The 24,875-nt window shown below is 50.5% G+C and carries 26 protein-coding genes; 18 read left to right on the top strand and 8 right to left on the bottom strand.

Annotated elements, in window-relative coordinates; translation table 11 throughout:
- The first annotated feature begins 308 nt into the window (after positions 1–308).
- The 5 genes from LBF86_07260 to LBF86_07240 all read left to right on the top strand — a co-directional run bounded on the left by LBF86_07260 (position 309) and on the right by LBF86_07240 (position 3,061).
- Entirely contained in the window at positions 309–1,700 is a 1,392-nt protein-coding gene (locus LBF86_07260) for an ATP-binding cassette domain-containing protein (GenBank protein MDR0665299.1), read from the top strand.
- A gap of 149 nt (positions 1,701–1,849) precedes the next feature.
- Positions 1,850–2,152: a hypothetical protein gene (locus tag LBF86_07255; GenBank protein ID MDR0665298.1), complete on the top strand. Its 303-nt coding sequence runs from the start codon at positions 1,850–1,852 to the stop codon at positions 2,150–2,152.
- Positions 2,149–2,526, top strand: a complete 378-nt coding sequence (gene crcB, locus LBF86_07250) for a fluoride efflux transporter CrcB (protein MDR0665297.1) — start codon at positions 2,149–2,151, stop codon at positions 2,524–2,526. Before LBF86_07255 ends, crcB begins: the two co-directional genes overlap by 4 nt.
- 11 nt (positions 2,527–2,537) lie before the next feature.
- Positions 2,538–2,903 (top strand): MmcQ/YjbR family DNA-binding protein, encoded by a 366-nt coding sequence (locus LBF86_07245; GenBank protein MDR0665296.1) that lies wholly within the window; start codon positions 2,538–2,540, stop codon positions 2,901–2,903.
- On the top strand, positions 2,900–3,061 hold the full coding sequence (locus tag LBF86_07240; protein MDR0665295.1) for a hypothetical protein: 162 nt from the start codon (positions 2,900–2,902) through the stop codon (positions 3,059–3,061). The genes LBF86_07245 and LBF86_07240 overlap by 4 nt, the downstream gene beginning before the upstream one ends.
- Positions 3,062–3,478: 417 nt before the next feature.
- On the opposite strand, the gene LBF86_07235 is transcribed toward LBF86_07240, so the two are convergent.
- The 3 genes from LBF86_07235 to LBF86_07225 form a co-directional block, all read right to left on the bottom strand.
- Entirely contained in the window at positions 3,479–4,417 is a 939-nt protein-coding gene (locus tag LBF86_07235) for a tRNA-dihydrouridine synthase (protein ID MDR0665294.1), read from the bottom strand.
- The gene (locus tag LBF86_07230; GenBank protein ID MDR0665293.1) at positions 4,404–5,447 is read right to left on the bottom strand and encodes a hypothetical protein; all 1,044 of its coding nucleotides are present in this window, start codon (positions 5,445–5,447) and stop codon (positions 4,404–4,406) included. The genes LBF86_07235 and LBF86_07230 overlap by 14 nt, the downstream gene beginning before the upstream one ends.
- A 118-nt stretch (positions 5,448–5,565) precedes the next feature.
- A complete protein-coding gene (locus LBF86_07225; protein ID MDR0665292.1) occupies positions 5,566–7,011 on the bottom strand; it encodes a UDP-N-acetylmuramoyl-tripeptide--D-alanyl-D-alanine ligase in 1,446 nt (481 codons plus the stop codon).
- Positions 7,012–7,068: 57 nt separating this feature from the next.
- On the opposite strand from LBF86_07225, the gene LBF86_07220 reads away from it, so the two are divergent.
- From LBF86_07220 to aat, 3 genes are read left to right on the top strand one after another with little or no spacing between them, the layout of a single operon-like run.
- Entirely contained in the window at positions 7,069–7,380 is a 312-nt protein-coding gene (locus tag LBF86_07220) for an ATP-dependent Clp protease adaptor ClpS (protein MDR0665291.1), read from the top strand.
- Entirely contained in the window at positions 7,373–9,574 is a 2,202-nt protein-coding gene (clpA, locus tag LBF86_07215; GenBank protein ID MDR0665290.1) for an ATP-dependent Clp protease ATP-binding subunit ClpA, read from the top strand. The genes LBF86_07220 and clpA overlap by 8 nt, the downstream gene beginning before the upstream one ends.
- Positions 9,558–10,232 (top strand): leucyl/phenylalanyl-tRNA--protein transferase, encoded by a 675-nt coding sequence (gene aat / locus LBF86_07210; protein ID MDR0665289.1) that lies wholly within the window; start codon positions 9,558–9,560, stop codon positions 10,230–10,232. Before clpA ends, aat begins: the two co-directional genes overlap by 17 nt.
- Positions 10,233–10,292: 60 nt before the next feature.
- Here the strand turns inward: aat and LBF86_07205 are convergent, their stop codons facing one another.
- The gene (locus tag LBF86_07205) at positions 10,293–11,225 is read right to left on the bottom strand and encodes a chemotaxis protein (GenBank protein MDR0665288.1); all 933 of its coding nucleotides are present in this window, start codon (positions 11,223–11,225) and stop codon (positions 10,293–10,295) included.
- Between the two features lie 94 nt (positions 11,226–11,319).
- Between LBF86_07205 and LBF86_07200 the strand changes: the two genes are divergently transcribed.
- From LBF86_07200 to LBF86_07185, 4 genes are read left to right on the top strand one after another with little or no spacing between them, the layout of a single operon-like run.
- The gene (locus LBF86_07200; protein MDR0665287.1) at positions 11,320–11,721 is read left to right on the top strand and encodes a hypothetical protein; all 402 of its coding nucleotides are present in this window, start codon (positions 11,320–11,322) and stop codon (positions 11,719–11,721) included.
- Complete coding sequence (locus LBF86_07195) at positions 11,702–13,009, top strand: sigma-54 dependent transcriptional regulator (protein ID MDR0665286.1); 1,308 nt, start codon at positions 11,702–11,704, stop codon at positions 13,007–13,009. Before LBF86_07200 ends, LBF86_07195 begins: the two co-directional genes overlap by 20 nt.
- A gap of 20 nt (positions 13,010–13,029) precedes the next feature.
- Complete coding sequence (locus LBF86_07190) at positions 13,030–14,052, top strand: aspartate-semialdehyde dehydrogenase (protein ID MDR0665285.1); 1,023 nt, start codon at positions 13,030–13,032, stop codon at positions 14,050–14,052.
- Between the two features lie 21 nt (positions 14,053–14,073).
- Entirely contained in the window at positions 14,074–14,583 is a 510-nt protein-coding gene (locus tag LBF86_07185) for a YqhA family protein (protein ID MDR0665284.1), read from the top strand.
- Between the two features lie 423 nt (positions 14,584–15,006).
- Here the strand turns inward: LBF86_07185 and creD are convergent, their stop codons facing one another.
- Positions 15,007–16,335: a cell envelope integrity protein CreD gene (creD, locus tag LBF86_07180; protein MDR0665283.1), complete on the bottom strand. Its 1,329-nt coding sequence runs from the start codon at positions 16,333–16,335 to the stop codon at positions 15,007–15,009.
- A gap of 254 nt (positions 16,336–16,589) precedes the next feature.
- Here creD and LBF86_07175 point away from each other — a divergent pair, with 254 nt between their 5' ends.
- From LBF86_07175 to LBF86_07165, 3 genes are all read left to right on the top strand, one after another.
- Positions 16,590–17,702 (top strand): hypothetical protein, encoded by a 1,113-nt coding sequence (locus tag LBF86_07175; protein MDR0665282.1) that lies wholly within the window; start codon positions 16,590–16,592, stop codon positions 17,700–17,702.
- 190 nt (positions 17,703–17,892) lie between these two features.
- Positions 17,893–18,915 (top strand): uroporphyrinogen decarboxylase, encoded by a 1,023-nt coding sequence (hemE, locus tag LBF86_07170; protein MDR0665281.1) that lies wholly within the window; start codon positions 17,893–17,895, stop codon positions 18,913–18,915.
- Entirely contained in the window at positions 18,912–19,820 is a 909-nt protein-coding gene (locus LBF86_07165; protein MDR0665280.1) for a radical SAM protein, read from the top strand. Before hemE ends, LBF86_07165 begins: the two co-directional genes overlap by 4 nt.
- A 213-nt stretch (positions 19,821–20,033) precedes the next feature.
- Here the strand turns inward: LBF86_07165 and LBF86_07160 are convergent, their stop codons facing one another.
- The 3 genes from LBF86_07160 to LBF86_07150 are packed head-to-tail and all read right to left on the bottom strand — an operon-like array spanning position 20,034 to position 22,290.
- Positions 20,034–20,441 carry a CBS domain-containing protein gene (locus tag LBF86_07160; GenBank protein MDR0665279.1) on the bottom strand — a complete coding sequence of 136 codons (408 nt, stop codon included), beginning with the start codon at positions 20,439–20,441 and terminating at the stop codon, positions 20,034–20,036.
- Entirely contained in the window at positions 20,438–20,785 is a 348-nt protein-coding gene (locus tag LBF86_07155) for a transcriptional regulator (protein ID MDR0665278.1), read from the bottom strand. The genes LBF86_07160 and LBF86_07155 overlap by 4 nt, the downstream gene beginning before the upstream one ends.
- Positions 20,782–22,290, bottom strand: a complete 1,509-nt coding sequence (locus LBF86_07150; GenBank protein MDR0665277.1) for a DUF1538 domain-containing protein — start codon at positions 22,288–22,290, stop codon at positions 20,782–20,784. Before LBF86_07150 ends, LBF86_07155 begins: the two co-directional genes overlap by 4 nt.
- 270 nt (positions 22,291–22,560) lie before the next feature.
- On the opposite strand from LBF86_07150, the gene LBF86_07145 reads away from it, so the two are divergent.
- Genes LBF86_07145 through gluQRS form a run of 3 tightly spaced genes read left to right on the top strand, consistent with a single transcriptional unit; the run spans position 22,561 to position 24,863 of the window.
- Positions 22,561–23,052, top strand: a complete 492-nt coding sequence (locus LBF86_07145; protein MDR0665276.1) for an HIT domain-containing protein — start codon at positions 22,561–22,563, stop codon at positions 23,050–23,052.
- Positions 23,045–24,028 carry a DUF475 domain-containing protein gene (locus tag LBF86_07140; protein ID MDR0665275.1) on the top strand — a complete coding sequence of 328 codons (984 nt, stop codon included), beginning with the start codon at positions 23,045–23,047 and terminating at the stop codon, positions 24,026–24,028. Before LBF86_07145 ends, LBF86_07140 begins: the two co-directional genes overlap by 8 nt.
- The gene (gluQRS, locus tag LBF86_07135) at positions 24,009–24,863 is read left to right on the top strand and encodes a tRNA glutamyl-Q(34) synthetase GluQRS (GenBank protein ID MDR0665274.1); all 855 of its coding nucleotides are present in this window, start codon (positions 24,009–24,011) and stop codon (positions 24,861–24,863) included. Before LBF86_07140 ends, gluQRS begins: the two co-directional genes overlap by 20 nt.
- Positions 24,864–24,875 lie beyond the last annotated feature (12 nt).

Raw genomic sequence — 24,875 nt, 5'->3', positions numbered from 1 at the left:
ACACTTATAAAAATCTATTTAAAATATTTTCTCCTTTCATATATTTGCTGATACCATTAGGAATATTTTTGATCGGCGTTTTTACGCCGCCGTTTGCAAAAAGTAAAGAGAGTAACGATTAAGTATGTCGTAAAAAGGCAAAACGGTAGCTTTTTCGCGCTTTATTGAGGCGGGAAGCCGCGTCTTATCCAAGAAGGGCTGGCTTATGAGTTTGATCGTCCGTAAAAAGGCTAGGCGTTTGCTAAAAGGGCGATATAATTTGCTTATCAAACGACCTTATCCGCGCTAAGTCTTACAAAGGAACGCCTATGAATTCGCTTGTTTTTCATAATCTTTCGTTTATTTACGACAAAGCGAGCCAGCCCGTTTTTAGCGATATATCTTTGCAAGTTTATCGCGGTTGGACGGGCATTGTAGGTAAAAGCGGCGCGGGCAAAACGACCTTAGCGAAACTGATCGCTCAAAAGGTCAAAATCTCCGTTTATTACGCCGAGCAACGCGCGGACGACGCGCCGCAAAACGCGAGAGATTTTATAAACGCCTCCAATAAAGAGGCGTTTTTGTTACGCGATCGGCTAAATATAGAAAGCGATTGGCTCGATAGATGGCACAGATTAAGTTATGGCGAGCGCAAACGTTTGCAGATAGCGATCGCGCTATACAAAAATCCGGAGTTGCTTATCATAGACGAACCGACAAACCATCTTGATGGCGAGGCGAGGGAGTATTTAATAGGCGCGCTAGAAAAATACGACGGATTTGGTCTGTTGATAAGCCACGATAGAGAGCTTTTAGATCGCTTATGCCAACGAACAATTTTTGTGGAAAACGGCGGCGCGATCGCGCGAGGCTCCTCTTATTCAACCGCCGCGATCGAACGCGATCGCGAGATAGATTACGCCGTTAAGCGCCGCGATCTGCAATCCAAAGAGATTAGAAAGTTAGAAAAAATAACGCAGGCGCGGCGCGAGAAGGCGGAGCAAAGCCGCAAACGCATTTCAAAACGCGATATAAATCCCAAAGATAGCGATAAAAAAGGACGGATAGACAGAGCGATCGTAACAAGTAAAGACGCGACGGATACAAATATATTAAGACGGTTTCAGAGCCGACTAGAACAGGCGAAAAATAAGCTAGAGACGATCGCGCCGCGTTATGAAACCGGCGTTAAGATCGAGGCGGCGCGTTACCCAAAACTATTTCCGATTGTTTTTGAAACGCGCAGAATCGACGAGCGTAGCCGCATAGGTATTTCAGGGCGAAACGGTTGCGGTAAAAGTAGGTTTATCGAGCGTTTTATAAAAAGCCGCGATTGGCTCGAAGACGAAGCGCTCTATATACCGCAGGAGATCAGCGCGAGCGAATCGATAAAACTGCTCAGAAACGTTCAAACGATGAAAAACGACGAAAAGGGCTGGCTTATGAGTTTGATCGTCCGTTTAAGCGGCGATCCAGACGCTTTACTGCAAAGCGCGTCGCCGAGTCCGGGCGAAACGCGAAAACTGCTGCTTGCGTTCGGGCTGACGCAAAAGCCGGCGATCGTAGTGATGGACGAGCCTACCAACCATCTGGACATAGCGTCGATCGAGGCGTTGGAGAACGCGCTAAAAGCCTATAACGGAGCGCTGCTGTTAGTAAGCCACGACCGTCGTTTTTTATCTAACGTTACGAACGAAATTTGGCGTTTTGACGTCGCGTAGCGCGGACGACAAACCTGTTTCGCCGCGATTAACGCGCCGCGTAAGAGGCGTTTTGAGATAGTTGGGTCGCGCGCGGCGAGGCGCGTTATATCGACGCTTTGCTATAATCTTGCCCTTTGCCATTCTTGGCGGTGCGAAAAGGAGAAATGATGGAAGGGCGCAAAGTTAGAGGCGCGGGGTTAGGCGCAACGCCCTTTGTCCTCGCGATCGCCCTTGCGTCGATATGGGCGATTCGCGTTGGCGCGGCGAATAATCAAGCTATTAACGCGTTTATTAAAACGACGTTTATTGCGGAGGCGGCTCTGATCGCGTCGATCATTTTTTGGTATTCGCGGCGCGTTTGGCGTTTATGGTCTTCTATTATCGAGGGGACGAACATATCGTTATCTCCCTCTTTCTCGCGTTCGCCGTTAATGAAAGGCTACGTTCAAAAAGGGTTAAAGCGACGATGATAGAGGTTTTATATATCGCTCTAGGCGGCGCGTTAGGGGCGTTGGCGCGTTACGGCGTTGGCGTCGCTTCAACGCGGTTTTTAGGCGGCGGCTTTCCCTACGCAACGTTGATTGTTAATGCGATCGGCGCGTTTGCCGCGCTGTTTTTACTGACGACGATCTCGCAAAAAGCCGCCGTAACGCCGCAGTTTAGAGCGTTTGCGATCGTAGGTTTTTTGGGCGCTTTTACCACCTTTTCGGCGTTTGCTTACGAGACGATCGCGCTGGCTCAAAGCGGCGCTTGGATTAAGACGATCGCAAATGTTTTGTTAAATAACTCTCTCGCGCTTTTATGCGGCGCGTTAGGCGTATCCCTCGCGCGGGCGATCACATAAGGAAAACGGCGATGATTACGGAACGGACGATAGAAAAAGCCGCGCTTAAACAACGAGGCGCGATAAAAGAGTATAAACCTAGCTGGGATTCCATGCTTTATCGTATTGGCGGCAAGATATTTGTTCTTCTTATGCGCGATCCAAAAACGCCGATGATGAACTTCAAAAACGATCCGTTCGTCAATCTTCATCTGCGCGAAAAGTATAGCGATATTACCGCCGCCTATCATATGAATAAAAAACACTGGAATACGCTCTATTATAAACATACTACGATCGGCGAGGATTTTCTGGAGCTGCTTATACGGCAGTCGTATGAGATTGTTTTTGATTCGCTTACAATAAAGCAAAAATCGACTCTGAAAGGAGAGTTATGAAAAACCTAACGGTTGTAAAAGGCGCGTTTATTTTCTCGTGCGCGGCAGGCTTGTGTTTCGCCGCGCCAAGTTGCGACGACGCAAAAACGCAAACGGAGCTTAATATATGCGCCGCAAACGAGTATAAAGCCGCCGATAAAGAGCTAAATAAAGTTTAGGCGCTAAGGGCGGCAGCGCTCGCGCTATGGCGTTAAACCTCTGCATCGCCGACAAAACGCGAGTTAGAACAGAAGAGATCAAAAAGCTAGGCGTTTGCGAAGAGGGCGATACGACTTGCTCGCCTAGATAATTGCGCCGCGCTAAAATCTTATAAAGCGCTTTTAGCGGTATTCTCTATGGGTTTATCGCTATGGGGGCAAAACGGCGTTAGCGAAAGCCAAAAAGATTAAAACCTTTATTTGCCCCGCCCTACCCCGCTTCCTGCTGTTATGCCATGCTTAAAAGGCGAGGTTTCGCGCAAAAATAGGTTAAGAAATCTAGCGCATATTTATTCGCCGCCGCGATCGCGCAAAAAGACAAAAACCGTGCGCGGCGAATAAGACAAAAGCGCCGTTGGATCGCTTAGCGAGTTTTGCTTATTGAGCGTCGAAAAACGTCTCGATTGCCTTTCTTATGATCGACGGCTCGCTTTGCTTATTGATCTCCGCCCGAAACGCCGACGATTGCGCGTAGCCTTTGGAGTATCTGTGCAGATGTTTACGAAAAATAATCGCGCCGCGATCGCCGTAAAACGCTATCGTTTGATCAAAATGCTCCAAAACTACCGATCGCTTTAACAAGCCGTCGGCAAAAGGCGGATTGTTTGTTAATTGCGCGAAGATCCAAGGAGCGCCTGTCGCGCCGCGTCCGATCATTACGCCGTCGGCGTTTGTAATCCTAAAAACGCTCAGCGCTTTCTCGCGCGAGTCTATGTCGCCGTTTGCGATCACGGGGATTTTAAGCCGCGATTTAATCTCTCCAATCGCTTCGTAATCCACAGGCGCGCTAAAGCCTCCCGCTCTTGTGCGACCGTGAACGGTTATAAAATCCGCGCCCTCCTCCTCGCAAATCTTCGCGAGAGAAACGCCGTTATTCTCGTTAAAACCTAAGCGAATTTTTACGCTGGTTAGTTTTTGACCGCCGTTTTTTTTGATCGCGCCGACAAGCTCTCCAAGCGCCGACGGAGTTTTCAGCAGAGCGCTTCCGCCGCCGCCGCGCGTTATTTTAGGCGCTGGACAACCCGCGTTAAGATCGATAATATCGACCTCGTCGTCGTCCGAGAGCGCCTTAGCCGCTTCTGCGATCTCTCTTGCGCGCGCGCCCGCAATCTGAACCGCGTAAGGCGTTTCAAGCGGACTTTTTGCGTATAGCTTTTTTGTTTTAAGCGGATTGCGAATAAGCGCGTTGGCGCTGATCATCTCGCTTACCGTTAGATCGGCTCCGAAACGTTTAACGGCGGCGCGAAAAGGCGGGTCGCTCCAACCCGCGAGCGGCGCTAAGACAAAACGTTTCCGCGCAAAATCAAAAGGCGCGATCAATCAGCGAATCGAGATTTGGCGATAATCCCGCCTCTTTCAGCGCGAAATAGTATTTGAACGCTATATATTCGTCGCGCGCGCTGGCGTCTAAAATCTCTCTCGTGTTATCCTGTCTTTCAAGCTCTATATTGATATACAACCACGCGCTCTGAGCCGCCTCAAAAGAGTTTTTAAGCTGCGCGAAAATCTCCAACAGCAAATCGGGCGACGCTCGCTCTTTCATAATTCGCGCTAACGCTACGAAATCCCTCTCCTCGAAGGAGGTTCTGCCAATCAGGCTGATTATCTCGCTCGTCTCAAATTCTAAACTCTGAATCGGCGCGCGGTAACGCGACAGCAGGTTAAGAATGGTCTTTGCGTTTATTTTCATATCGGCGCGCATAAACCGCTTTTTATCGCCGTATGTGGCGTATGTTTCCAACGCTTGAAAGTAAACGTCGCTTCCCGCTTCGCCGAACGCGAGCAGCTCCTCGCTAATCTTTGGATCGCCTTTCATCTTTATAAGCTGAAACGACACCCAGACGGGGCTATTTTTAATGAGCTTCAGCTCGCTTAACTCCGCTATTTCGCCTTTTTCGAGCTTGGCTAGCAAGTCTAGAACCGCGTCAATCTCGCTATCGCCCGTCTTTTCGTCGTTGGAACGCGGTTTAAGCCGCGCGTCGGCTAAAACGCGCCCGATCGGCGCTAACTCCGAACGTTTCACGGTAAGAACGCTGGTCTGCCCTAAAAGCGCGTTGATCGCCAATTTTTTCAACGTTTTGAAATCTTTGTCCAACGCGGATCTGGCGAAAAACGTCGCCGCCGAATAGAAGGCGATATGCGAAAAGGAGACCAGAAACACAACCAACGCGGGCAACATAGCGCAGATGGCAATCGGGACGTCGTATTTCTCTTCGCCGATAGTAAGAGAGTAGTTGGAGCTGTCGCTGATGTATATAAAAATCGTTAGCGCGACCAAGAGCAAAACCGAAAACAATACGTAGCGTTTAACCTGCATGGTAAATTCCCCGTCAAAAATACTAGCCAATATCATAGCGTGTTATTTATGATACGAGCGCCGATTTTTTACCGCGCGGTCGTCCGAAGCCGCCTAGCGAGGCGTTTGCCCCAAATGTTCTAGCGCGCGTTTTAGCGGCGAAAAGGCGTTAAACATAGCTTGGCGCGTCGTTGGCGAACAGTATCAGATCGCCCGATCGCGTCTCTTTGGCGAGTATGGCTTCTAATCCGCGTTTATCGTAGATTCGTTTGCGTTTGGCGCGATCGATGCGAGAACATAGCAGATCGGCGTTTAGCGCTCCGGTGATCAGCGCGAGATCGAAAACTTCGTTGATCTTCGTCGCGAGCGCAATATTGCTCTCCTCGTCGCTTTCCACTATGCCCGGCGTAACGATAACCTTCCGATCTTTCCACGACGAGCAAAGCTCGATCGCGCTTAACATTCCCTCCAGATTGCCGTTATAGCTGTCGTCTAGGATAAACTTGTATTTATTTTTGATCGGCTGCAAACGGTGGGCGAAATTGGCTAACTTGCCCGCCGCCCTTACAATCTCCTCCTCGCTTACGCCAAGTTCGCGCGCGGCAAGGAACGCCAGCGATATATTGACGGCGTTAAAACCGCCCAAGACGGGCGTTTCAAACCGAACCCGCCGATCGTTCAAAACTAAATCCCACCGCGTCCCTTCCAGCGTCGCCTCAAGGTTTTCTATTTGCCCGTCTTTTAGCGTTACGATCGATTCGCTTGGCGTTACGTCGGCGCTTTCATGGACTATCGCGCGCCGCATTCTCGGCGAAACCAGCGCTTCGCGTTTAGCGCGTTTGACGTTCTCTTCGGTTTTGAAATACTCGATATGCTGTTTGCCGACCTTGCCTATGATCGCGTAGTGCGGTCGCGTCATCGCCGCGATCGTTAGAATATCGCCTATTTCTCTCGCGCCGGCTTCGACTATATAGATTTGCGCGTCGCTTGGCAGAGCGTTGTTGACGTCGGCGGCGATTCCAAGATCGGTATTGACGTTGCCGGGCGTGGCGTAAACCTTGAAACGCGGCTTTAATATATCCAGCAGAAAATGTTTCAAACTAGTTTTGCCGTAGCTTGCCGTCAAAAGGATTACGATCAGTTCCCGACGGGCGAGCAGTTTGCGCGAAGCTCGTTTTTTGAAGCGGAAGCGAAGAAAGTTTTCCAGTACCTGCGAACAAACAAAGGTTAAAAGCAGCGCCGAGAGCGTTCCGCTATCCTGCGCCGCGCCCCAAAAACGCAGAGATTCGCTCAGCGCGGCGGCAAACGCCAACAGCGCGAAAAACCGCTTAACGCGCGCGGTAACGACCAACTTTTTATCAATTTTGCGATACCACAAAAATAACGTCGGCAGATATACGAGATAAAAAAACAGCCAAAAATACGCGCCCGCCGCGTAAAAAAGCGCGATCGGCATAACAACGTTAGCGACGTTCCACCACGGTTTCGTATGATGAAAAACCAGCCGATCAAAGCGATAGGAGAACCATTGAAGATTTAATATAATATACCAACCAAGCGTCAAAAGCAACAAAACGCGCGACGTCGATTCAAAAACGGGCAAAAATGTTTGCAAAATTAGACGCCTTTTAGTAATATGTCCGTCTTATAACAGACGAAAGGTTAAGCGGCGGTGACCACGAAAGAGGAACGCGAGCAGGAGTTAGAGCGCCAGACGCATTTGCGACCTCCTCGCAAATATCAGGTTTTACTCCACAACGACCACTACACCACATGGGATTTTGTGGTCAAGGTGTTGGAGCGGATCTTTCATAAAAATCAGACGGAAGCCGAACAGATCACCTACTCCGTTCATCATCGCGGCGTGGGCGTGTGCGGGGAATACAGCCGCGAGATAGCGCAGATGAAAGTGTTGCAGGTGCATTCGACGGCAAAAGCAAACGGCTATCCTCTTAGATGTTCTATGAAGAGGCTCGATGATTAGCAGATCGTTAAACAAGGTGATCGTCGCCGCGATACGCGAAGCCAAACGCCGCCGCCATGAGTTTATCACCGTCGATCACCTCTCCTACGCCGCCCTATTCGATCCGACGACGCAAAAGATATTGGAGCGGTGCGGCGCCGACGTCGGATCGCTAAAGATCGGGCTCGACGCGTATCTCTCGCGCGAAATCGAGATCGCGCCCGAAGGCGCGGAGCCTACGCAGACGGTAGCGGCGCAGAAGGTTATGCAGACGATGCTTATGCACGTAGAGGGCGCGGGACGAACCGAAGCCGATCAGGGCGATCTGCTCGCGAGCATCTTTGAGGACGGAAACAGTTACGGCGTGTATCTAATGCGTTTGCAGGGAATCGAGCGGATCAATATCCTAGAGGAGATCAGCCAGATCGAAACGTCGGAAGAGAACAAATCGCAGACGCAATATGAACCGAACAAAGCGAAAACCTATTTGGAACAATTTTGCGTAGAGCTTGTCGCGCTGGCGAAAAAGGGCGCGATCGATCCCATCGTGGGACGCGCCGACGAGATGACGCGCTCGCTTCAGACGCTCTGCCGCCGCAAGAAAAATAATCCGATCCTTACGGGAGAACCGGGCGTGGGTAAAACCGCGATCGCCGAAGGGTTAGCGATGTTGATCGCCGAAAACAAAGCGCCAAAAATGCTAGAAGGTTCGCGGATATACGCGCTGGATATGGGAGCTTTGGTAGCCGGCACCAAATATCGCGGCGACTTTGAGAAGCGTTTAAAAGGAGTGATCGACGAGTTGTCCTCGAAAGAGGGCGTTATCTTATTTATAGACGAGATACACACGCTTGTCGGCGCGGGAAGCGCTAGCGGCGGCGCGTTGGACGCCGGAAATATCCTAAAACCGGCGCTCGCCGGCGGCAAACTGCGCTGCATAGGGGCGACCACGCACAACGAATATAGACAGTTTTTTGAAAAAGATCGCGCTTTAAGCCGCCGTTTTCAGAAAATTGTGGTAAACGAGCCTAGCGCCGAAGAGAGCGTGCGGATTCTACGCGGATTGAAATCCAAATACGAAGCGTATCACGGCGTTCGCTATTCGGACGCGGTTTTGCGTTCCGCCGTCGAGTTGTCCGCAAAATACGTCAACGATCGCTTTCTGCCCGATAAGGCGCTCGACGTAATCGACGAGGTTGGCGCGTCGTTTCATCTATTAAAAGAGTCGAAAAAACGAACGCAGGTCGGCATAGCCGATATAGAGCGCGTCGTTTCAAAGATGATAGGCGCGCCAATCAAAGCCGGCGCGGACGACGATTTGGATCGGCTGCGCGCGTTGGAACTCGATCTTAAACATCGGGTTTTCGGGCAGGATAGCGCCATAGAGCAGTTGGTTAAAGCGATCAAGCGCTCTTACGCCGGACTTGGCTCCCCGACGCGCCCAATCGGTTCGTTTCTATTTACGGGACCTACGGGCGTGGGCAAAACCGAAACGGCAAAGCAGCTTGCGGAGAGTCTTGGCGTTCATTTCGCTCGTTTTGATATGAGCGAGTATATGGAAAAACACAGCGTTAGCCGTCTTGTCGGCGCGCCGCCCGGTTATGTCGGCTTCGATCAAGGCGGAGCGCTCGTCGAATGCGCGCGTAAACACCCGCGATCCGTGATTTTGCTCGACGAGATCGAAAAGGCGCACCCCGATCTAATCAATATCCTTTTACAAGTGATGGACGCGGCGAAATTAACCGACAATAACGGCGCGGAAGCGGATTTTCGCCACACGGTTCTTATTATGACAAGCAATTTAGGCGCGCGCGAAGCGGGCGTGGTCGGCTTTGGAAACAACGCGGTAAATCGGACGGAGGAGGCGATCGGCGCGTTCTTTTCGCCTGAGTTTAGAAACCGTCTCGACGCGATCGCGCACTTTGCGCCGCTTAGCCAAGAAACGATGAGTTTCGTAGTAGATAAGTTTATCGGCGAGCTTGCCTCGCAACTTGCCGAACGAAAGATCGCGATCGATCTTAGCGCCGAAGCTAGAGAGTATCTTGCGAAAAACGGCTACGACAAGGATATGGGCGCAAGACCGCTAGGATTGCTAATTCAAGCGAAGATTAAGGATAAAATCGCCGACGAGGCGCTCTTTGGCAAACTCGCGAAAGGCGGCAAAGCGGTTGTCAGGCTCAAAGCCGACGAGTTAGAGTTTGATTTTAGTTCATAAAAATCCCCCGCTGTATATTATCGGCGTGTCGGAACCGTTTCCTAACCTTGACGCCGAAGATTTCGACGATCTCGTCGCAATAGGCGGCGATCTATCGACGGATCGAATTCTCAACGCGTATAAAATCGGCTTGTTTCCTTGGTTTATAGAATGCCGTATGCCGCACTGGTATTCGCCGCGAGTTCGTATGATTTTGGAGCCTTCCAAGTTTCGCTTATCTAAAAGTTTGGCGCGGACGATCAAAAATAATCGCTTTGAAATTAAAACCGATTACGCTTTCGAGCAAACGATCGAAGCCTGCGCCAATATAAAACGCAAACGAGAGAAAGGAACGTGGATTACGGGCGATTTTATCAAAAGCTACCGCGATCTGCATAAGTTAGGCTACGCGCGCTCCGTAGAGTCTTGGCAAAACGGCGAGCTTGTCGGAGGGCTATACGGTTTGCAGATCGGGCGCGTATTCTTTGGCGAATCGATGTTTGCCTTTAAGCCGGACGCGTCCAAAGCGGCGCTCGCTTTTTTGAGCAAAAATACGCCCTTTGGCGAGATCGATATGATTGACTGTCAGATTCCCAGCGCGCACTTAGCCTCTTTGGGCGGCGTAGAAATATCGCGCGAAGCCTACCTGAAACGCTTGAAACTAGAGATCGGCGACTAACCCCGCTTCGCAATCGCCGCCAAGATCGCATAGACGACGAAAACGTTCTACTCCTCCGCGCTAATTCGCGCCAAGATAGGTTTTCAGATAGCGCGAAATCTCGCGCGGGTTGGTTTTGCCGATAAACCCTTGCGCGTTTAGATTCCTCGCTAACTCCACGTTGCTTTCGGCGGTCATCGAGGTATTGACTACGATCGGAGCTTTGGCGGTGCGCGGATTGCCCTTTAACTCTTTTATCACGGTAAAGCCGCTGGCTTCGGGCATCTCTAGATCGGTGATGATTAGCCCCGTATGCTCTATGCCGTTTTCGGCGATATAGTTTAGGAGCTTGCGTCCGTTTTCAAACGCCACGTAAGCGACCCCGTATTTATCTAGCACGTTTGTCAGCCCTTTTAGCGCGCTCTTGGAATCGTCGGCGATCAGCACGTTCAAATCTTTTCTTAACGACAGGGGCGCGAGCGCCTCGATCTCGTCCTTATCGCGCGCGGCGACCATCGGAAATAGTTCGGACAACATTCCTTCCACATCGACAATATAGACTATATCGCCGCCGTCGCTTTTAGTGTAATTGTTGGTTTTGTTGCCAAACTCGCTGGATACCGGCACCTTTATCTCTTCCCAATTTCTACGCATAATGTAGTCGGCGCGATAGACCCACAGCCCGATCGTTACGTTGTCAAACTCGCACACGATAATTTGAGTGTCCATCGGATCGATCGACGCGACGGCGGCTCTAATCGCGTTCGCTTTGTGAGAGCCGCCGTAAAGCCACTCTTTAAGATCGACGACGGGGATTATCTCTTTGCGAAGCGTCAAAAGACCGCAGATTACCTTATCGGACTCCGGCAGATCGGTAAGTTTTTTATATTTGACGGTTTCGCGCACTTTGAATACGTTAATGGAAAATCGCGTGCCGTCGGGTAAAACGCGAAAACAAAGCAACTCTAGTTGGTTGCGAAGCGTTAATTTGGCGCGATCGTCTACTGCTTTCATTGCCATTGCGATAACTCTTAAAATTGGCGTTAGCCGTTATTATACCGCCTAACTCTTATAATTACATAGGAACGCGCGTTGCTTTTTTGGCGGTATGGGAATTTTTATTCGCTTACTGCTTATCGCCACGATTGCCGGCGCGGACGAATACCTTATCGGTTATCGGCAATCAAGCGCGAAACACGCGATTTTAAGCGAGAAACTTACAATCGCCAAAGCGATGGTCGTCTCTAAATCCGCGCGCGTTAAAAACGGTTTTTCTTTTGAGATAGAGCCGCGAGAGAGCGAGCTTAGCGTAACGAAACTGTTGGAAGCCCATCAAGACGAACTGCTTGAAAACCTGTTTAAAAACGGGGTGTTGCTAAGCGACGCGGCGGAGTCGAGGCGGCGCGACGTCGGTTCTAAGACCGTGCTTACGTTTCCGTCGGCGCGAATTGGAGTTTTTGTTAAAGAGGATATGGTTACAATCCTCGTATATGAAAATAGCGATCGTTGAAGACGATATTAACCTGCGCAAATCGCTTGAAGCCGCCTTCTTGGAGCGCGCCGATTACGAGGTAGTCAGCTTCAAAAACGCCAAAGACGCGCTTAAAAAACTTGACGATAGTTTCGAGCTGGTGATAACCGATCTAACGATGCCGTTTATGGACGGGCTGGAGTTTTTGCGCGAGCTAAACGGCAGATACGAGGCGATCGTGATTACCGGTAACGCCACGCTGAGTAAGGCGATCGAGGCTATGCGGCTGGGCGCTAAGGATTTTTTGCAAAAGCCATTTGAGATCGAAACGCTGATCGAGGCGATCAGCCGCGCTAAAAAAGCTGCTCAAGCGATCAAAAAAGCGACGCGTATCGAGCCGGCGAAGCACAAAGAGACGGCAAAAAACGAGTTCTTTATCGTTAGCTCGACCGCGCTTGAACGCCCGCGCCAAGTGGCGCTAAAAACCGCCAAAACCGACGCGGCGGTTATGCTTTTGGGCGAAAGCGGCGTTGGCAAGGAGATATTCGCGGGATTTATTCACTTCAACTCGCCGCGCAGCGAAAAGCCGTTTGTCCCGATCAATATGGCGGCGTTGCCCGACGCGCTGATTGAAAGCGAGCTGTTTGGCTTTGAAAAAGGCGCTTTTACCGACGCGCAAGCGGCAAAACCGGGGCGCTTCGAGGAGGCGGACGGCGGGACGCTGTTTTTAGACGAGATCGCCGAAATGCCATACGGCTTACAGGCGAAATTGCTGCGCGTTATCCAAGAAAAAAAGATCAGAAGACTGGGCGGATTAAAAGATATAGAGATCGACGTGCGCCTGATCGCGGCTACCAACCAAAATATCGGCGAGGCGATCAAGGAGGGGCGTTTTAGAGGGGACCTTTACTACCGGTTAAACACGATCGAGATCGCCATTCCGCCGTTAAGAGAGCGCAAAGAGGAGATTTTGCCGCTTGCCGAAGCCGCCCTGATGAACGTATGCGAGCGATACGGTTTCGCTAAAAAACGTTTTTCGGACGCGGCTAAAGAGGAGCTTTTAAGTTATAGCTGGCACGGCAACGTAAGAGAGCTTATTAGCGTCTGCGAACGGAGCGCGATCATAAGCGACGGCGAGGTAATAGAGCCAAACGATCTGTTTTTGCGCGCGCGTAGCGGGGCAAAGAGCGTTGAGAACTTAGAAAAAGAGTTGATCTCGCAGGCGCTAAGCGAAGCGCGAGGCGACGCGGTCGAAGCGGCGAAACTGATAGGAATGCCGATCAAAGATTTTGAAACTAAACGCTCTAAATATAAAATTAGCCTCTAGTTTTTATAAAGGAAACAATGTTGAAAAAGTATGTTGTCGCCGTTGTTGGCGCGACCGGCGCGGTCGGCGCGGAGATGATCCGCGTTTTGGAGGAACAGAAGTTTCCCGTTTCTCGGCTAACGCCGTTGGCGAGCGAAAAGAGCGCGGGCAAAAACGTCGAGTATAATGGCGAGAAAATCAAGGTCAAAGCCTTAGAACGCGACGTTTTCGCGCGGGAGGGAGTAGAGATCGCGCTGTTTAGCGCGGGCGGCGCGATCTCGGCGGAGTTCGCGCCAAGCGCGGCGAAGGCTGGCGCGGTTGTGATCGACAATACCAGCCATTTCAGAATGGACGAGGACGTTCCGCTTATCGTGCCGGAGGTCAATCCCGACGATATTAAATTGTGGAAAAACAGAGGGATTATCGCCAATCCCAACTGTTCTACTATTCAGATGGTTATCGCGCTTAAACCGCTACACGACGCTTTTGGCTTGGAACGTCTCGATATAGCGACCTATCAGGCGGTAAGCGGCGCGGGCGCGAAGGCTATGGACGAGTTAATGGAGCAAAACAGAGCGGTTTTTAACTTTGATTACGATCGGATCGAGCCTAAAAAGTTCCCGCATAAGATCGCGCTGAACGTTATTCCTCATATCGATAGCTTTACGGATAACGGCTTTACGAAAGAGGAATTAAAGATGATCAACGAGACGCAAAAAATTCTCGGCGCGAAAATCCAAATCGCCGCCACCTGCGCGCGCGTTCCCGTTTTGCGCGGGCATAGCGAGGCGATCGCGGCGCGATTTTCCAAAGAGATTAGCGCCAAAGAGGCGATAAAGGCGCTCAAAAAAGGCGAGCATATCGTAACGCTCGACGATCCTTCTAAAAACATCTACCCTATGCCGATTCTCGTCGGCGAAAGGGACGAGGTTTTTGTGGGGCGAATACGCGAGGACCTTTACGACAAGCGCGTTTTGCACCTGTGGATCGTAGCGGATAATCTGCGCGTGGGCGCGGCTACAAACGCGGTGAGAATAGCGCAAAAGTGGATCGAGACAAACTGATTTTATTTAAAGAGGAAAACGGTGTTAGAGAGGCTATTTGAAAGCGCGCTGGTAAAAAGCCGCCTTCTCGTTATGCTTTCGGTGGTTTTTAGCCTGCTAGGGGCGACGGCGCTGTTTATTATCGCAAGCTACGACGTGGTGAAGGCGACGATTATCACTTGGCAGTATTACGTCCATAACGCCGACGTGGATCTGCACGCCGACGGAGTGTCGATCATTATCGGCGCGGTCGATCTCTACCTGATCGCCGTCGTGCTGCTGATATTTAGCTTCGGGCTATACGAACTCTTTATCTCGCGGATCGAGAAGCTAGACGATATAGAGCTAAAAGACGTAAGCATTCTTACGATCAAATCGCTTGATCAGCTTAAAGACAAGCTGGGCAAGGTGATCATTATGGTGCTGGTAGTCAGCTTTTTTCAGCGCGTTTTGCATATGACGTTCGCGACGCCGCTTGAAATGCTCTATCTAGCGCTGGCTATTTTGGCTCTGGGCGTGGCGCTATATTTTATGAATAAGAACGCGCATTAAATTTGCCGATATGTATAAAAAATACTATGGACAATTGTATGCGCGTCTATATTGGCGTTAGGATGCGCGGACGACAAAACAAACGAAAACGAGTCTGGCGTTTCAAAACGGCGTATAGTAATATTGGATAGTTGGCGCATTAGTTAAAGCCATAAATGATTTTGATTTGAACGGCATAGATACAGGATTAGGTCATTTTCCAAATCAGAACGCTCGCCTTAAAGATAATATAGATTTGTTCTACCGTAACGGTATAAAGACAATAATTTGGGAGCTTTCGCAAGATACGGATATTGCCGATAAAAGCCTTTTGAACGCAATTTGCGAAACGCTTAAATAGTCGCTTTTACCAATAATAGCCAACGTATTTGTCCCGCGTCGATAAGTTCTGCTTCGCGAATACTCTTTGTATTCGGCGACGGCTTATTGATTTTCGCTTCGGCGCTCATACCAATCGAGCTTGCGCGTCAAGAACATAATCAGCGCGATCACGCAAAACGTTACAATCGAGCCAATTAGTAGCGCGTAACTTTCGGCGTTTAGTAGCGCGTAAAGAACCAGATACGCTACGGCGGCTACCACGCCCATAAACAGACCTTCGCGTTTTGACGAAAGCAGGGAGCGGGCGTATAGCGCCAGCATAGCGGTTACGGCAAACGCGGCGATGGCATACGCCGCGAAAAAGGGAATCTGCTCCGAAAGCGACAAAAGTAGCAGATAAAAGACGGCGTTGCCAATCCCGCAAAGCATATACGGCACGGGATGAACGCGCGTTTTGACTACGATCTCCAGCAAAAACAGCGTCAAAAACGGCACAATCAGAATCAAAATCGCGTATTTCACGGCGCGGGTGTTCAGCGCGTAGGTATCGATCGCGCGAAAGAAATTGACGCCAAAAAACGTCATAGAAGCGGCGTTGTTTTGCCGCCACGCAAGCGGAATATCGCGGCTTAAATAGTGGATATTCCACGAGGCGCTAAAGCGATCGTCCGCGATCGTCGAACTCGCGGGCAAAAAATTGCCTTGAAACGACGGCGAACCCCAGTCGGACGCGATTTCGGCGTGGGTATTCTGTCCGATCGGCGCAAAGTGCGCGCTTCTGCCGCCTTGAATTTCTAAAATAATTTCAAAATCCGTTTCGCCTTTTGGCAACGTATCGACAAACGCGAAAATATCCTTGGCTGGATACGAAAAAGTATTGCTTTTAGAGGGTTGTAAAAACAGCTCTTTATCGCCAAGCTTCGCGCTGATTACTTTGCGGATTCCTTTTAGATCGTTTAGCGAAATCACAAGTTTAACGCCGTCGTTGATTTTTTCGTCGGGCGCGATCGCGATCATCGAGAGCGCCGCCGACGGATCGAAGCTGCCTTTAAGCGAGATTGTTCCGGAAAACAGCGGAACTGAAAATATGCCGCGTTTGCGCGTTTCGGTTTTGAGCTCGCTCGCAATCCGCAGATCTTTAGGCGCGATAATCAGATTAAACGGCTTTCTAACTCTGTCGATTCGTCTTTCGCCCTTGTCGTTTATGGAGATTGTGTCCTCGTTTTTGACGCCCTCGAGCGAAATTATGGGTCCAATCATCGTCAATTCGCCGCCCCACGAGGACATAATATCGAGTTCGGCGTAATTCGCCGTGTCCGCGCGCTCCTCGACAATGTTTATGATTAGATTAAGCGGTATCAGCAGTATAAGCGCTAAAAAAACCAGCAGGATAACCCGAAAAGTATAGCCCTCGAATAAACGCTTAAACACCGATCGCCCCCGTTATAAGAAATGGCTTGATCATAGCCTAATTTTTCTTAATTTCGGCTTTCGCTATTTGCCGTTGTAAAATAACCCGCAGGGAACGCTCTCCGAAAACGAAGTTTTGAGCGAGCAAACGGGGCGGTTTATTAATAATTTGCAAGATATAATATCAGGTAATTGCAAAGACAAATTTGTTACCCTTAGGGCGGCTAATCAATCATTATGGCGCCCTGCAGCATGTTGTGATAGGAGGCAAGATTATGAAAGCGTTAAAAATAACAATATTATTATTCATCTCGCTATTTATGTGCGTATGCGCTTATGCGGGCGATAGAGAGGATGCCGTTGCCGCTTTAGCGGAAGCCGTGCAAAAGGGACATATAAGAAAAGCGACGGATAAAGAGTTAAACGACTCTATTAAAGATAAAAGATATTTGCGGCACATTCGCGATCCATACATCCTTTTAAGCGATGAGTTTGTTTTCTTCCCTTTATATGGGGCGAATTCTATAGTTCTGATAACGCCGGACAATATGTCTATGCCTGCCGGAGATTGGGGACACTCCTCCGTAATATATAAGAATGAGGTTTTTGGAACTATCCCAAAATTTACTCCCATCCCGCCCTGTAGCCTTCCAAAGTTTAACATCCCAAAAAACGCGACGGTATATGCCGTTGGTAGCGGGGGAAAAGAGTTACTAATGCAGATTGACGACAGCGGAAAGAACGCGGGCTCGGTTGAGATAAGCGTGAATTTACCGGACGAAACGGTAATTTTATTACTAGGCGCTTATCAACCGACAATATGGCATCTCTCTTGGACAAATAAAACAAAAATAGCGGCGGTTCTTTTCAGCGGGTATCATAAGCAAATCGTTACTGGAATTGATACGGATAGGGTTTATTTATCGCAATGCAATTTTAGGTATATCGAATCTGCCGCCGAATACGCGTTAAATGAATTTTCGCTCGCAACTTTTAAAAAACCTATCTCGGCTTTTATATATTCGCAAAACGGTTATGCTAATATCGGAGGAATCTCCTCAAAATTAATTACATATGAAAAATTTAAACCTGAAAAATACGCGACAACTAAGCTACACGGGCAGCTGGCTATAGCAGAAGCGGTAAAAAAAGGACAACTTAAGGTAGCCACAGCGGAAGATTGTAAAAAAGCAACTACTAATAGCGGTTGCGATCGTTTTCGTAATGGATATATTCTCATAGACCCTGAATTTGAATTTCCAAACGGTCTTACCGGGGCGCACTCAATTACATTGATAATTCCCTATGGAATGTCTGTTCCTAAAGGCGACAGAGGGCACAGCGATATCATAATCATCGAAAAACCGCTTGAGTCTGATAAGATGTAGCGCTATCTTGATAGGCAAAGCGCATAGTTTGATTCGGGAGTTTGTTTTCTTATCGTTTCTTCGCCTAGATCGCGCTTAACGCCACGCTAAAACGACAACGCGTCATACCCGTCCTCGTTCTTGTTACATTCGCAATACGCCGTTTGGTTATGTTACAATTTTTAAAAAAATCACCGCGTAAAGGCTTTCGTTGATCTTTATAGACGCCTGTTTCAAAAAACCGACGCCGACCGCGCCCGTATGGCTTATGCGCCAAGCGGGACGCTATCTAAGCGAGTATCGCGCCACTCGCGCCAAAGCCAAAAACTTTATCGACTTCTGCCGCCGAAGCGATCTTGCCGCCGAAGCGACGCTTCAGCCGATAGAGATTTTAGGCGTTGACGCGGCTATTATCTTTAGCGATATTCTCGTCGTGCCGCTAGAGATGGGAATGAGGGTCGAGTTTGTCGAAAACCGCGGACCCATATTGCCCGATCCTATCAAAAATCAAGACGATATAGATCGCCTATCAAGCGGTTGCGCCGATCGGCTAGAATATGTCTATAACGCGCTAAAAACGGTTCGCGCGGCGTTAGCGCCCGACAAGGCGTTAATAGGTTTTGCGGGCAGTCCTTGGACGCTGGCTACCTATATGATCGAGGGCGGCGGGAGCAAAAACTACGCGAGCGTTAAAAAAATGGCTTACAGCGCGCCAAAATTACTGCATAATCTACTACATAAACTAAGCGAGGCGATCTGCGATTATCTATTGCGGCAGATCGACGCGGGCGCGAACGCGGTTCAGATATTCGACAGCTGGGGCGGCGCGTTGGAGCAAAGCGCGTTTTTGGAGTTTAGTTGGAACTATATGAAGCAAATTGCAAAGCGCGTTAAATCCGAGAGAGGGCATGTCCCCGTAATACTTTTTAGCAAAGGCGCGGGCGGTTATTTGGAGGCGATCGACGGCGATTTTGACGTGTTTGGCGTAGATTGGAACACGCCGATCGAGCGCGCTAAGCGCGTTTTGTTTGATCGTTACGCGCTTCAAGGCAATATGGAGCCCGCGAGACTTTACGACAAAGCGACGATCGAAAGCGGAGCGAGGGAGATCGCGCGGGTAATGGGCAAAGAAAACGGCTATATCTTTAATCTCGGACACGGAATGCAACCGGATTTTCCGCGTGAAAACGCTAAGTTTTTGGTTGATTTAGTTCATGAGATTTTCGCGCGATGAGATTTGTTTTCGGTCCCGTCGCGAGCAGGCGCTTTGGCTTATCGCTCGGCATCGATCTTTCGCCCGATCGCAAGCGTTGCAACTACGACTGCCTCTATTGCGAGCTTAGCAAGGCAAAACCGATCGCCGTTTTTGACGACCCCGTCGATTGGCGCGAGATCGCGAGCGAGGTTAAAGAGGCGCTAAAAACCTGTTCGCCCGACAAACTCACGATCACCGCGAACGGCGAGCCGACGCTCTATCCGTATCTAAACGCGCTAATCGACGAGTTAAACGCGATTAAGGGCGGCGCGAAGCTGACGATACTTTCAAACGGCGCGGCGATCGGCGTTCCAAGCGTGGCGGACGCGCTTGCGAAACTGGACATTGTAAAGCTCTCGCTGGACGCGGCGGAAAGCAAGGCGTTCAAAAAGGTAGATCGCCCCGAAAGCTCTTTTAGCGATCTGAACGCGATAATAGAGAGCATGGCGAGTTTCAGGGCGCGCTACAGAGGCGAGCTTGTGATAGAGATATTGCTAGTCGCGGGCGCGAACGACACGCGAGAAAACTTTGACGCGCTCGCGCTCGCCTTAGAGAGGATCAAGCCCGATCGGATCGATATAGGCGCTATCGAGCGTCCAAGCGCCTACAAAGTTCAAGCCGCCTCGCTTGAAACGATGCGTCTGCTTGCCGATCGGCTGATCGGGTTGAACGCGCGCCTTATTCCTTTGAGGCACGAGATCGCTAAACGCTCGTTTGATCGCGCCGCGTTACTCGATCTGCTGAAGCGGCGATCGTTAAGCGTCGCCGAAGTCGCGGCGCTTTTTGACGAGCCGACGCTAGAGCTGCTAAACGCGCTTGTCGCGGAAGGCGCGATCGCGGCAAAAACGCAAGGCGGCAAAACCTTCTACGCGATAAACGAGTAATCGGCGGGTTTGCCTAAAGAAGTTATGCGCTTAAGCCGCTTAAAAGGCTCTTATCCCCCTCCCCCGCTCTAATCGGCGGCGTATTTAACACGCCGCGTTAGCGCCCAATCGCGGCAAATTCAAAGCGAGCCGCGGCTTAACTATCGACAGACAAACGCCTTAGCGCATTCGCCGAAAGCGAAAACGTCGCGGGCGATTGATTGCCGTTAAGCGTTACTCCTCTTCGACGGATTTTAATATAACGCCGACAATATCGTCCATTGTGATCAAGCCCTCGATTTTGTTGTTTAACGTTACGACGATTCGTCTAATGCCCTGATTTACCATCAGTCTAGCCACATGCTTAATCTCAAGCTCTCGGCTAACCGTCATAGCGGGTTTAGCGGCTACGTCATAGACGTTAATTAGGTCTATATCGCCCTCCTCCGCCACAATGTAACGCAAAAGCGTCGTATAGGTCAAAATGCCGTAAGCGTCGTGTTCGTGGCGTTTTTCCATCACGAGAGCTTTGAGCTTATGCTTATTCATAAGCGCCATCGCCTCGCGCAATGTCGCAAACGGCGAAACCATCACCACGTCGCGCATCATAATATCCTTAACTAGAAGGCTAGTTTCTTTCATAACTCGTCCTTTATGCGTTGTTCAAACCGCTGAATCTGCACGGGATCGATCCCCGCGATATGCTCTAGCGGCAGCGTAAAAACCACCCCTTTCGAGTGTTTGCCAAGCTCTAACTCTTTGGATATGCTTTTTAGAACGGCGACCGAAAGTTTGCGCTCCAAAATAAAAATTAGCACAGATTGACTCCCTTCGTGCGTAAGCCCGAAAAATATCTTTTTCTCGATCGCGCCGATACCGCGCGCGGACATAATCGTTACGCCCTCCGCGCCCGCCTCTTTGGCGACCTTGATAGCCTTTTCCTCCAATTCGTCGGCTAAAATAGCGACTAACGCGGAAAATTTCATTCACCCTCCTTTATCCGTTTTGTTCTCCACTCCACCGCAAGCGCGTAGATCATAACGGTGATCGCGGGGCAGAACGAGGCAAAAATAAGCAATCCAAACCCGTCGATCAGCGCGCTTCGCCCGTCAATATTCTCCGCGAGCCCGATCCCAAGCGCGGTAATAAGCGGCACGCTAATCACGCTCGACGCGACGCCGCCCATATCGAGGGCAAGCGCGACGATGTATCGCGGCGTCGCCAGCGACAAAAAAGCCGTAATCGTAAATCCGACAATCACAAACCATCTCATAGAATCGCCGCATAGTATTCTGTGCGCGCCGATCGTAATGCCAATCGCCACGCCCAACGCGACCATCAAGCGAATGATACTAGCTTTTACCCGTCCTTTGGCGGCTTCTTCGGCTTGTTTGCCCACCGCTACCAGCGCCGGCTCCGCCATTGTAGCCGCGAAGCCCAGCGCGAAGGCGAATAGATAGACGAAAAAAACGTTTACCTCGCTTACAATCAGCTGATTTGCCATCGCCGTTCCGATCGGAAAAAGCCCTAGCTTCAAACCGACCACAAAAGCGTATAACCCGCATATAACCATCAAAAAACCGCCCGCCACATGGTGCGCTCTAGCAAGCGGGCGGCGCAAAACCGCAAACTGGAAAAACAGCGCCGTTACTATAATCGGAAGCACGTCTCTAAACATTCCAATCAGCTCGAAAGCCGCCGCGCTAAGGGCAAAGGTCGCAATCTCCTCTTGCGAGACAAACTCTTCCGTCGTCTCGACCGCTTGGTTTGCGATCTCGATCGCCGCGCTCGGCTCGCCGCTATAAACGACAATCCCGTAAAACAGCAGGCTAATCGTCGGCGCAAGCAGAGCCATCGCCACCAAACCAAAGCCGTCGGCTAAGGTGTCGCGCCCTTTGATAGCGCCCGCGAGCCCCACGCCAAACGCGGCGATCAGCGGGACGGTTACGACGTTTGTGGTTACCGCCCCGCTGTCGTAGGCAAGCGATATAACCTCGTCGGGCGCGAAAAAACTAACGACCGAAATAATCGCGTAACCGCCGATCATATACCACGAGACCAGATGCCCAAGCGCGATACGCAAAATGCCGATCGTCATCACCAGCCCCACCGCTACCGCGATAACCATGCGAAGCGTAAAAGCGTTTATGCGCCCAAAGCTGATCGTCTGCGCCTGATCCGCCACGGCGATTAGCGCGGGTTCGGCGATCACCGCCGCGAAACCTAAGCAGAAACCAAATAGCAACAGCAAGAACAGATTGCCCTTTCGGGTTAGCTCGTCGGACAGAGTCGCGCCGATCGGGAATACGCCAAGCTCCAGCCCTTGTAGTAGTAGCGCGATTCCGATCACCACGATAACCATTCCGATCGCGATGGAGCTAAGGTTTTCGGGAACCGCCGTAAAAACTACAAGCTGAAAAAAAACGATCACGCCGATAATGGGCAGCAGGCTTTTGCAGGCGTTAAGGATCGATATTACAAACTCGCGCATAACGGCAGTTTAACAAACAAAGCTAAAACGACGGTTACGCTAAAAGCGCTATGTCGCGCCGCCGCCGCGTTAATTCGTCCTTTAACGCGTCGGCGTTTTTACCGATAGCCCGCGCCGATTAAAGCGGTCGCTCGTCTATATTTTTCGTTTGCCAAAGTTACTCGGCTTATCGCTTAGTTTTTTTGCGGTCGCGCTATATTCGTCAACGTCGCCGCTACATAGCTCCGTTTTGTTATGCTTAGGCTTTAAGTAGCGCTTTTGAGGCAATAAATGGATCGTCTTTACGCGCCGTGGCGAAGCGGTTATCATCTGTCTAAACCAAACGGTTGCGCGTTTTGCGACATCTCCTCGCGCCCTGAAAACGATCGCCAAAACCGCGTGTTATATCGCGACGAGGCTTGTTTTATCGTGATGAATCTGTATCCATACGCGCCGGGTCATTTTATGATTATCCCGCATAAACATACCGACGCTTTAGAGGAGCTAGAGGCAAGCGCTTGGCTGCGTATCTCCTATCTTGCGCGGCAAGGCGTTCGATTGCTAAAAGAGCGTATGGGCGCCAAAGGGGTTAATATGGGAATGAATCTTGGAGTCGCGGGCGGCGCGGGTATTTCGGAGCATATTCATCTGCATCTTGTTCCGCGCTGGATCGGCGATACAAACTTCATCACTACGATCGCGAACGCGCGCGTATTCGGGCGCGATTTCGACGAGATTTACGAAAAAACGTTAAACGAGGCGGGCAAGTATTTCAATGATTAAACACTTTTGGGGTTCGTATCTAGCCCTTGCGATCGCGCTGATCGCCGCGCTAATTTTCTGGGGCGTTTCAGGACTTTACGTCGTGGCGCTACTGACGCTTTTGGAGGTTTCTCTGTCGTTTGACAACGCGGTGGTGAACGCGAAAATACTATTGCAAATGGACCCTATATGGCGACGGCGTTTTATCGTATGGGGTATTCCGATCGCCGTGTTTGGCATGCGCTTTTTAATCCCCGTCGCGCTTGTGTGGGCGGTTAGCTCGATGACGCTTTGGCAGACTTTCGCTTACGCTTTTAGCGATCCGGGGCGCTACGCCGAAGAGTTAAAGGGCGGCGAAGATCTGATATTCGCCTTTGGCGGCGCGTTTTTGCTTATGGTAGCGCAGAGCTTTTATTTTGACAATTCGCGCAAAGTGCATTGGCTTGAGTTCTGGGAAAACAACCGTTTTGTGCGAATGGCTAAGCAGATCAACACTATTTCGCTGATTTTCTCCACGCTCGGCGGTATGATTTTGTTATACGTTACTAAGGACGCGTCGATTGGGATCGCGTATTTTTTCGGCGTGTTACTCTACGAAATTATCCACAAAGCGGACGCGCTACTCTCGACTAACGGCGGCGTTAGAAACGGAGCGATCGGCTTTATGTATCTCGAAACGCTTGACGCTAGTTTCTCGCTCGACGGAGTGGTAGGCGCGTTTGCTTTGAGCGAAAATATATTTGTGATTATGCTGGGGCTTGGCGTCGGCGCGTTGTTTGTGCGCTCGATCACGCTATTTCTCGTCCGCAAAGGAACGCTTGCCGAATATCGCTACCTCGAACACGGCGCGTATTACGCGATCTTCGCGCTGGCGCTTATTATGCTCGCTAAAATTTTTTGGCACGTGGGCGAATTCGTTACCGGCACGATTAGCGCCGCGTTTATCTTGCTGGCGTTTTGGCGATCGGTGGTAGCCAATAGAAAACGCCTCGCATAGCGTAATCGGACGTTTCGCGCCCACGCCAAGCGGCGCGATGCATTTCGGATCGCTGATCGCGGCGCTGGGAAGCTACATAAGCGCGAAATCGCGCGGCGGAAAGTGGCTCGTTAGAATGGAAGATATAGATCAAGCGCGAACGATCAAAGGGGCTGACGCGGAGATTTTACGGCAGTTAGAGGCTTGCGCGCTTATATGGGACGGTGAAATCCTATACCAAAGCAAACGGATCGAAGCCTACCGCGAGGCGATCGTTTCGCTAGGCGATCTGGTTTATCCCTGCCGCTGCTCTCGCGCCGATCTGCTTGCGTTTGGCGGCGTTCACCCGCCGGTATGCCTCGCTAAAAACGGCGGCGCCAACGCCGCTTTGCGCCTTCGCGTTACGGACGAAACAATTGAGTTTAACGATCGCTTGTGCGGGCGCTTATGCCAAAACCTGCGAAAAGACGTCGGCGATTTTGTCCTGTTTAATGCGAATAACGAGCCGACATATCAACTCGCGGTAGTAATAGACGACGAGTTCAGCGGCATAACGGAGATTGTTCGCGGGCGCGATCTGCTAGATTCTACGCCGCGTCAAATATATCTGCGGCGCGCGCTTAGCTACTCGTCGCCCTCTTACGCGCACCTGCCTTTGGCGATCGGACTCGACGGCGCGAAGCTATCCAAGCAAAACTTAGCCAAAGCGATCGGGGTTGATAACGCTTCGCAAACGCTTGTCGCCGCGCTAATTTTTCTAGGTTTTTCGCCGCCAAAGAAATTAGCCAAAGCGCCGCCGAGCGCCGTTATCGAGTGGGCGCTTAGCGAGCGATCGGGCGGCGCGCGTTTTTTTTGACCGCGCGAGCGT

This window comes from Helicobacteraceae bacterium, from assembly GCA_031258155.1.
Taxonomy (GTDB): domain Bacteria; phylum Campylobacterota; class Campylobacteria; order Campylobacterales; family SZUA-545; genus JAIRNH01.
Note: the sequence above shows the minus strand (reverse complement) of the source record. Positions and strands in the feature narration are given on the sequence as shown.

What these genes read in the sequence shown, in the direction of transcription:
- LBF86_07260 (MDR0665299.1), top strand. Translation starts at nt 309, where the DNA reads ATGAATTCGCTTGTTTTTCATAATCTTTCGTTTATTTACGACAAAGCG.
- LBF86_07255 (MDR0665298.1), top strand. Translation starts at nt 1,850, where the DNA reads ATGGAAGGGCGCAAAGTTAGAGGCGCGGGGTTAGGCGCAACGCCCTTT.
- crcB (MDR0665297.1), top strand. Translation starts at nt 2,149, where the DNA reads ATGATAGAGGTTTTATATATCGCTCTAGGCGGCGCGTTAGGGGCGTTG.
- LBF86_07245 (MDR0665296.1), top strand. Translation starts at nt 2,538, where the DNA reads ATGATTACGGAACGGACGATAGAAAAAGCCGCGCTTAAACAACGAGGC.
- LBF86_07240 (MDR0665295.1), top strand. Translation starts at nt 2,900, where the DNA reads ATGAAAAACCTAACGGTTGTAAAAGGCGCGTTTATTTTCTCGTGCGCG.
- clpA (MDR0665290.1), top strand. Translation starts at nt 7,373, where the DNA reads ATGATTAGCAGATCGTTAAACAAGGTGATCGTCGCCGCGATACGCGAA.
- LBF86_07205 (MDR0665288.1), bottom strand. Translation starts at nt 11,225, where the DNA reads ATGAAAGCAGTAGACGATCGCGCCAAATTAACGCTTCGCAACCAACTA.
- LBF86_07200 (MDR0665287.1), top strand. Translation starts at nt 11,320, where the DNA reads ATGGGAATTTTTATTCGCTTACTGCTTATCGCCACGATTGCCGGCGCG.
- LBF86_07195 (MDR0665286.1), top strand. Translation starts at nt 11,702, where the DNA reads ATGAAAATAGCGATCGTTGAAGACGATATTAACCTGCGCAAATCGCTT.
- LBF86_07175 (MDR0665282.1), top strand. Translation starts at nt 16,590, where the DNA reads ATGAAAGCGTTAAAAATAACAATATTATTATTCATCTCGCTATTTATG.
- LBF86_07165 (MDR0665280.1), top strand. Translation starts at nt 18,912, where the DNA reads ATGAGATTTGTTTTCGGTCCCGTCGCGAGCAGGCGCTTTGGCTTATCG.
- LBF86_07160 (MDR0665279.1), bottom strand. Translation starts at nt 20,441, where the DNA reads ATGAAAGAAACTAGCCTTCTAGTTAAGGATATTATGATGCGCGACGTG.
- LBF86_07155 (MDR0665278.1), bottom strand. Translation starts at nt 20,785, where the DNA reads ATGAAATTTTCCGCGTTAGTCGCTATTTTAGCCGACGAATTGGAGGAA.
- LBF86_07150 (MDR0665277.1), bottom strand. Translation starts at nt 22,290, where the DNA reads ATGCGCGAGTTTGTAATATCGATCCTTAACGCCTGCAAAAGCCTGCTG.
- LBF86_07145 (MDR0665276.1), top strand. Translation starts at nt 22,561, where the DNA reads ATGGATCGTCTTTACGCGCCGTGGCGAAGCGGTTATCATCTGTCTAAA.
- LBF86_07140 (MDR0665275.1), top strand. Translation starts at nt 23,045, where the DNA reads ATGATTAAACACTTTTGGGGTTCGTATCTAGCCCTTGCGATCGCGCTG.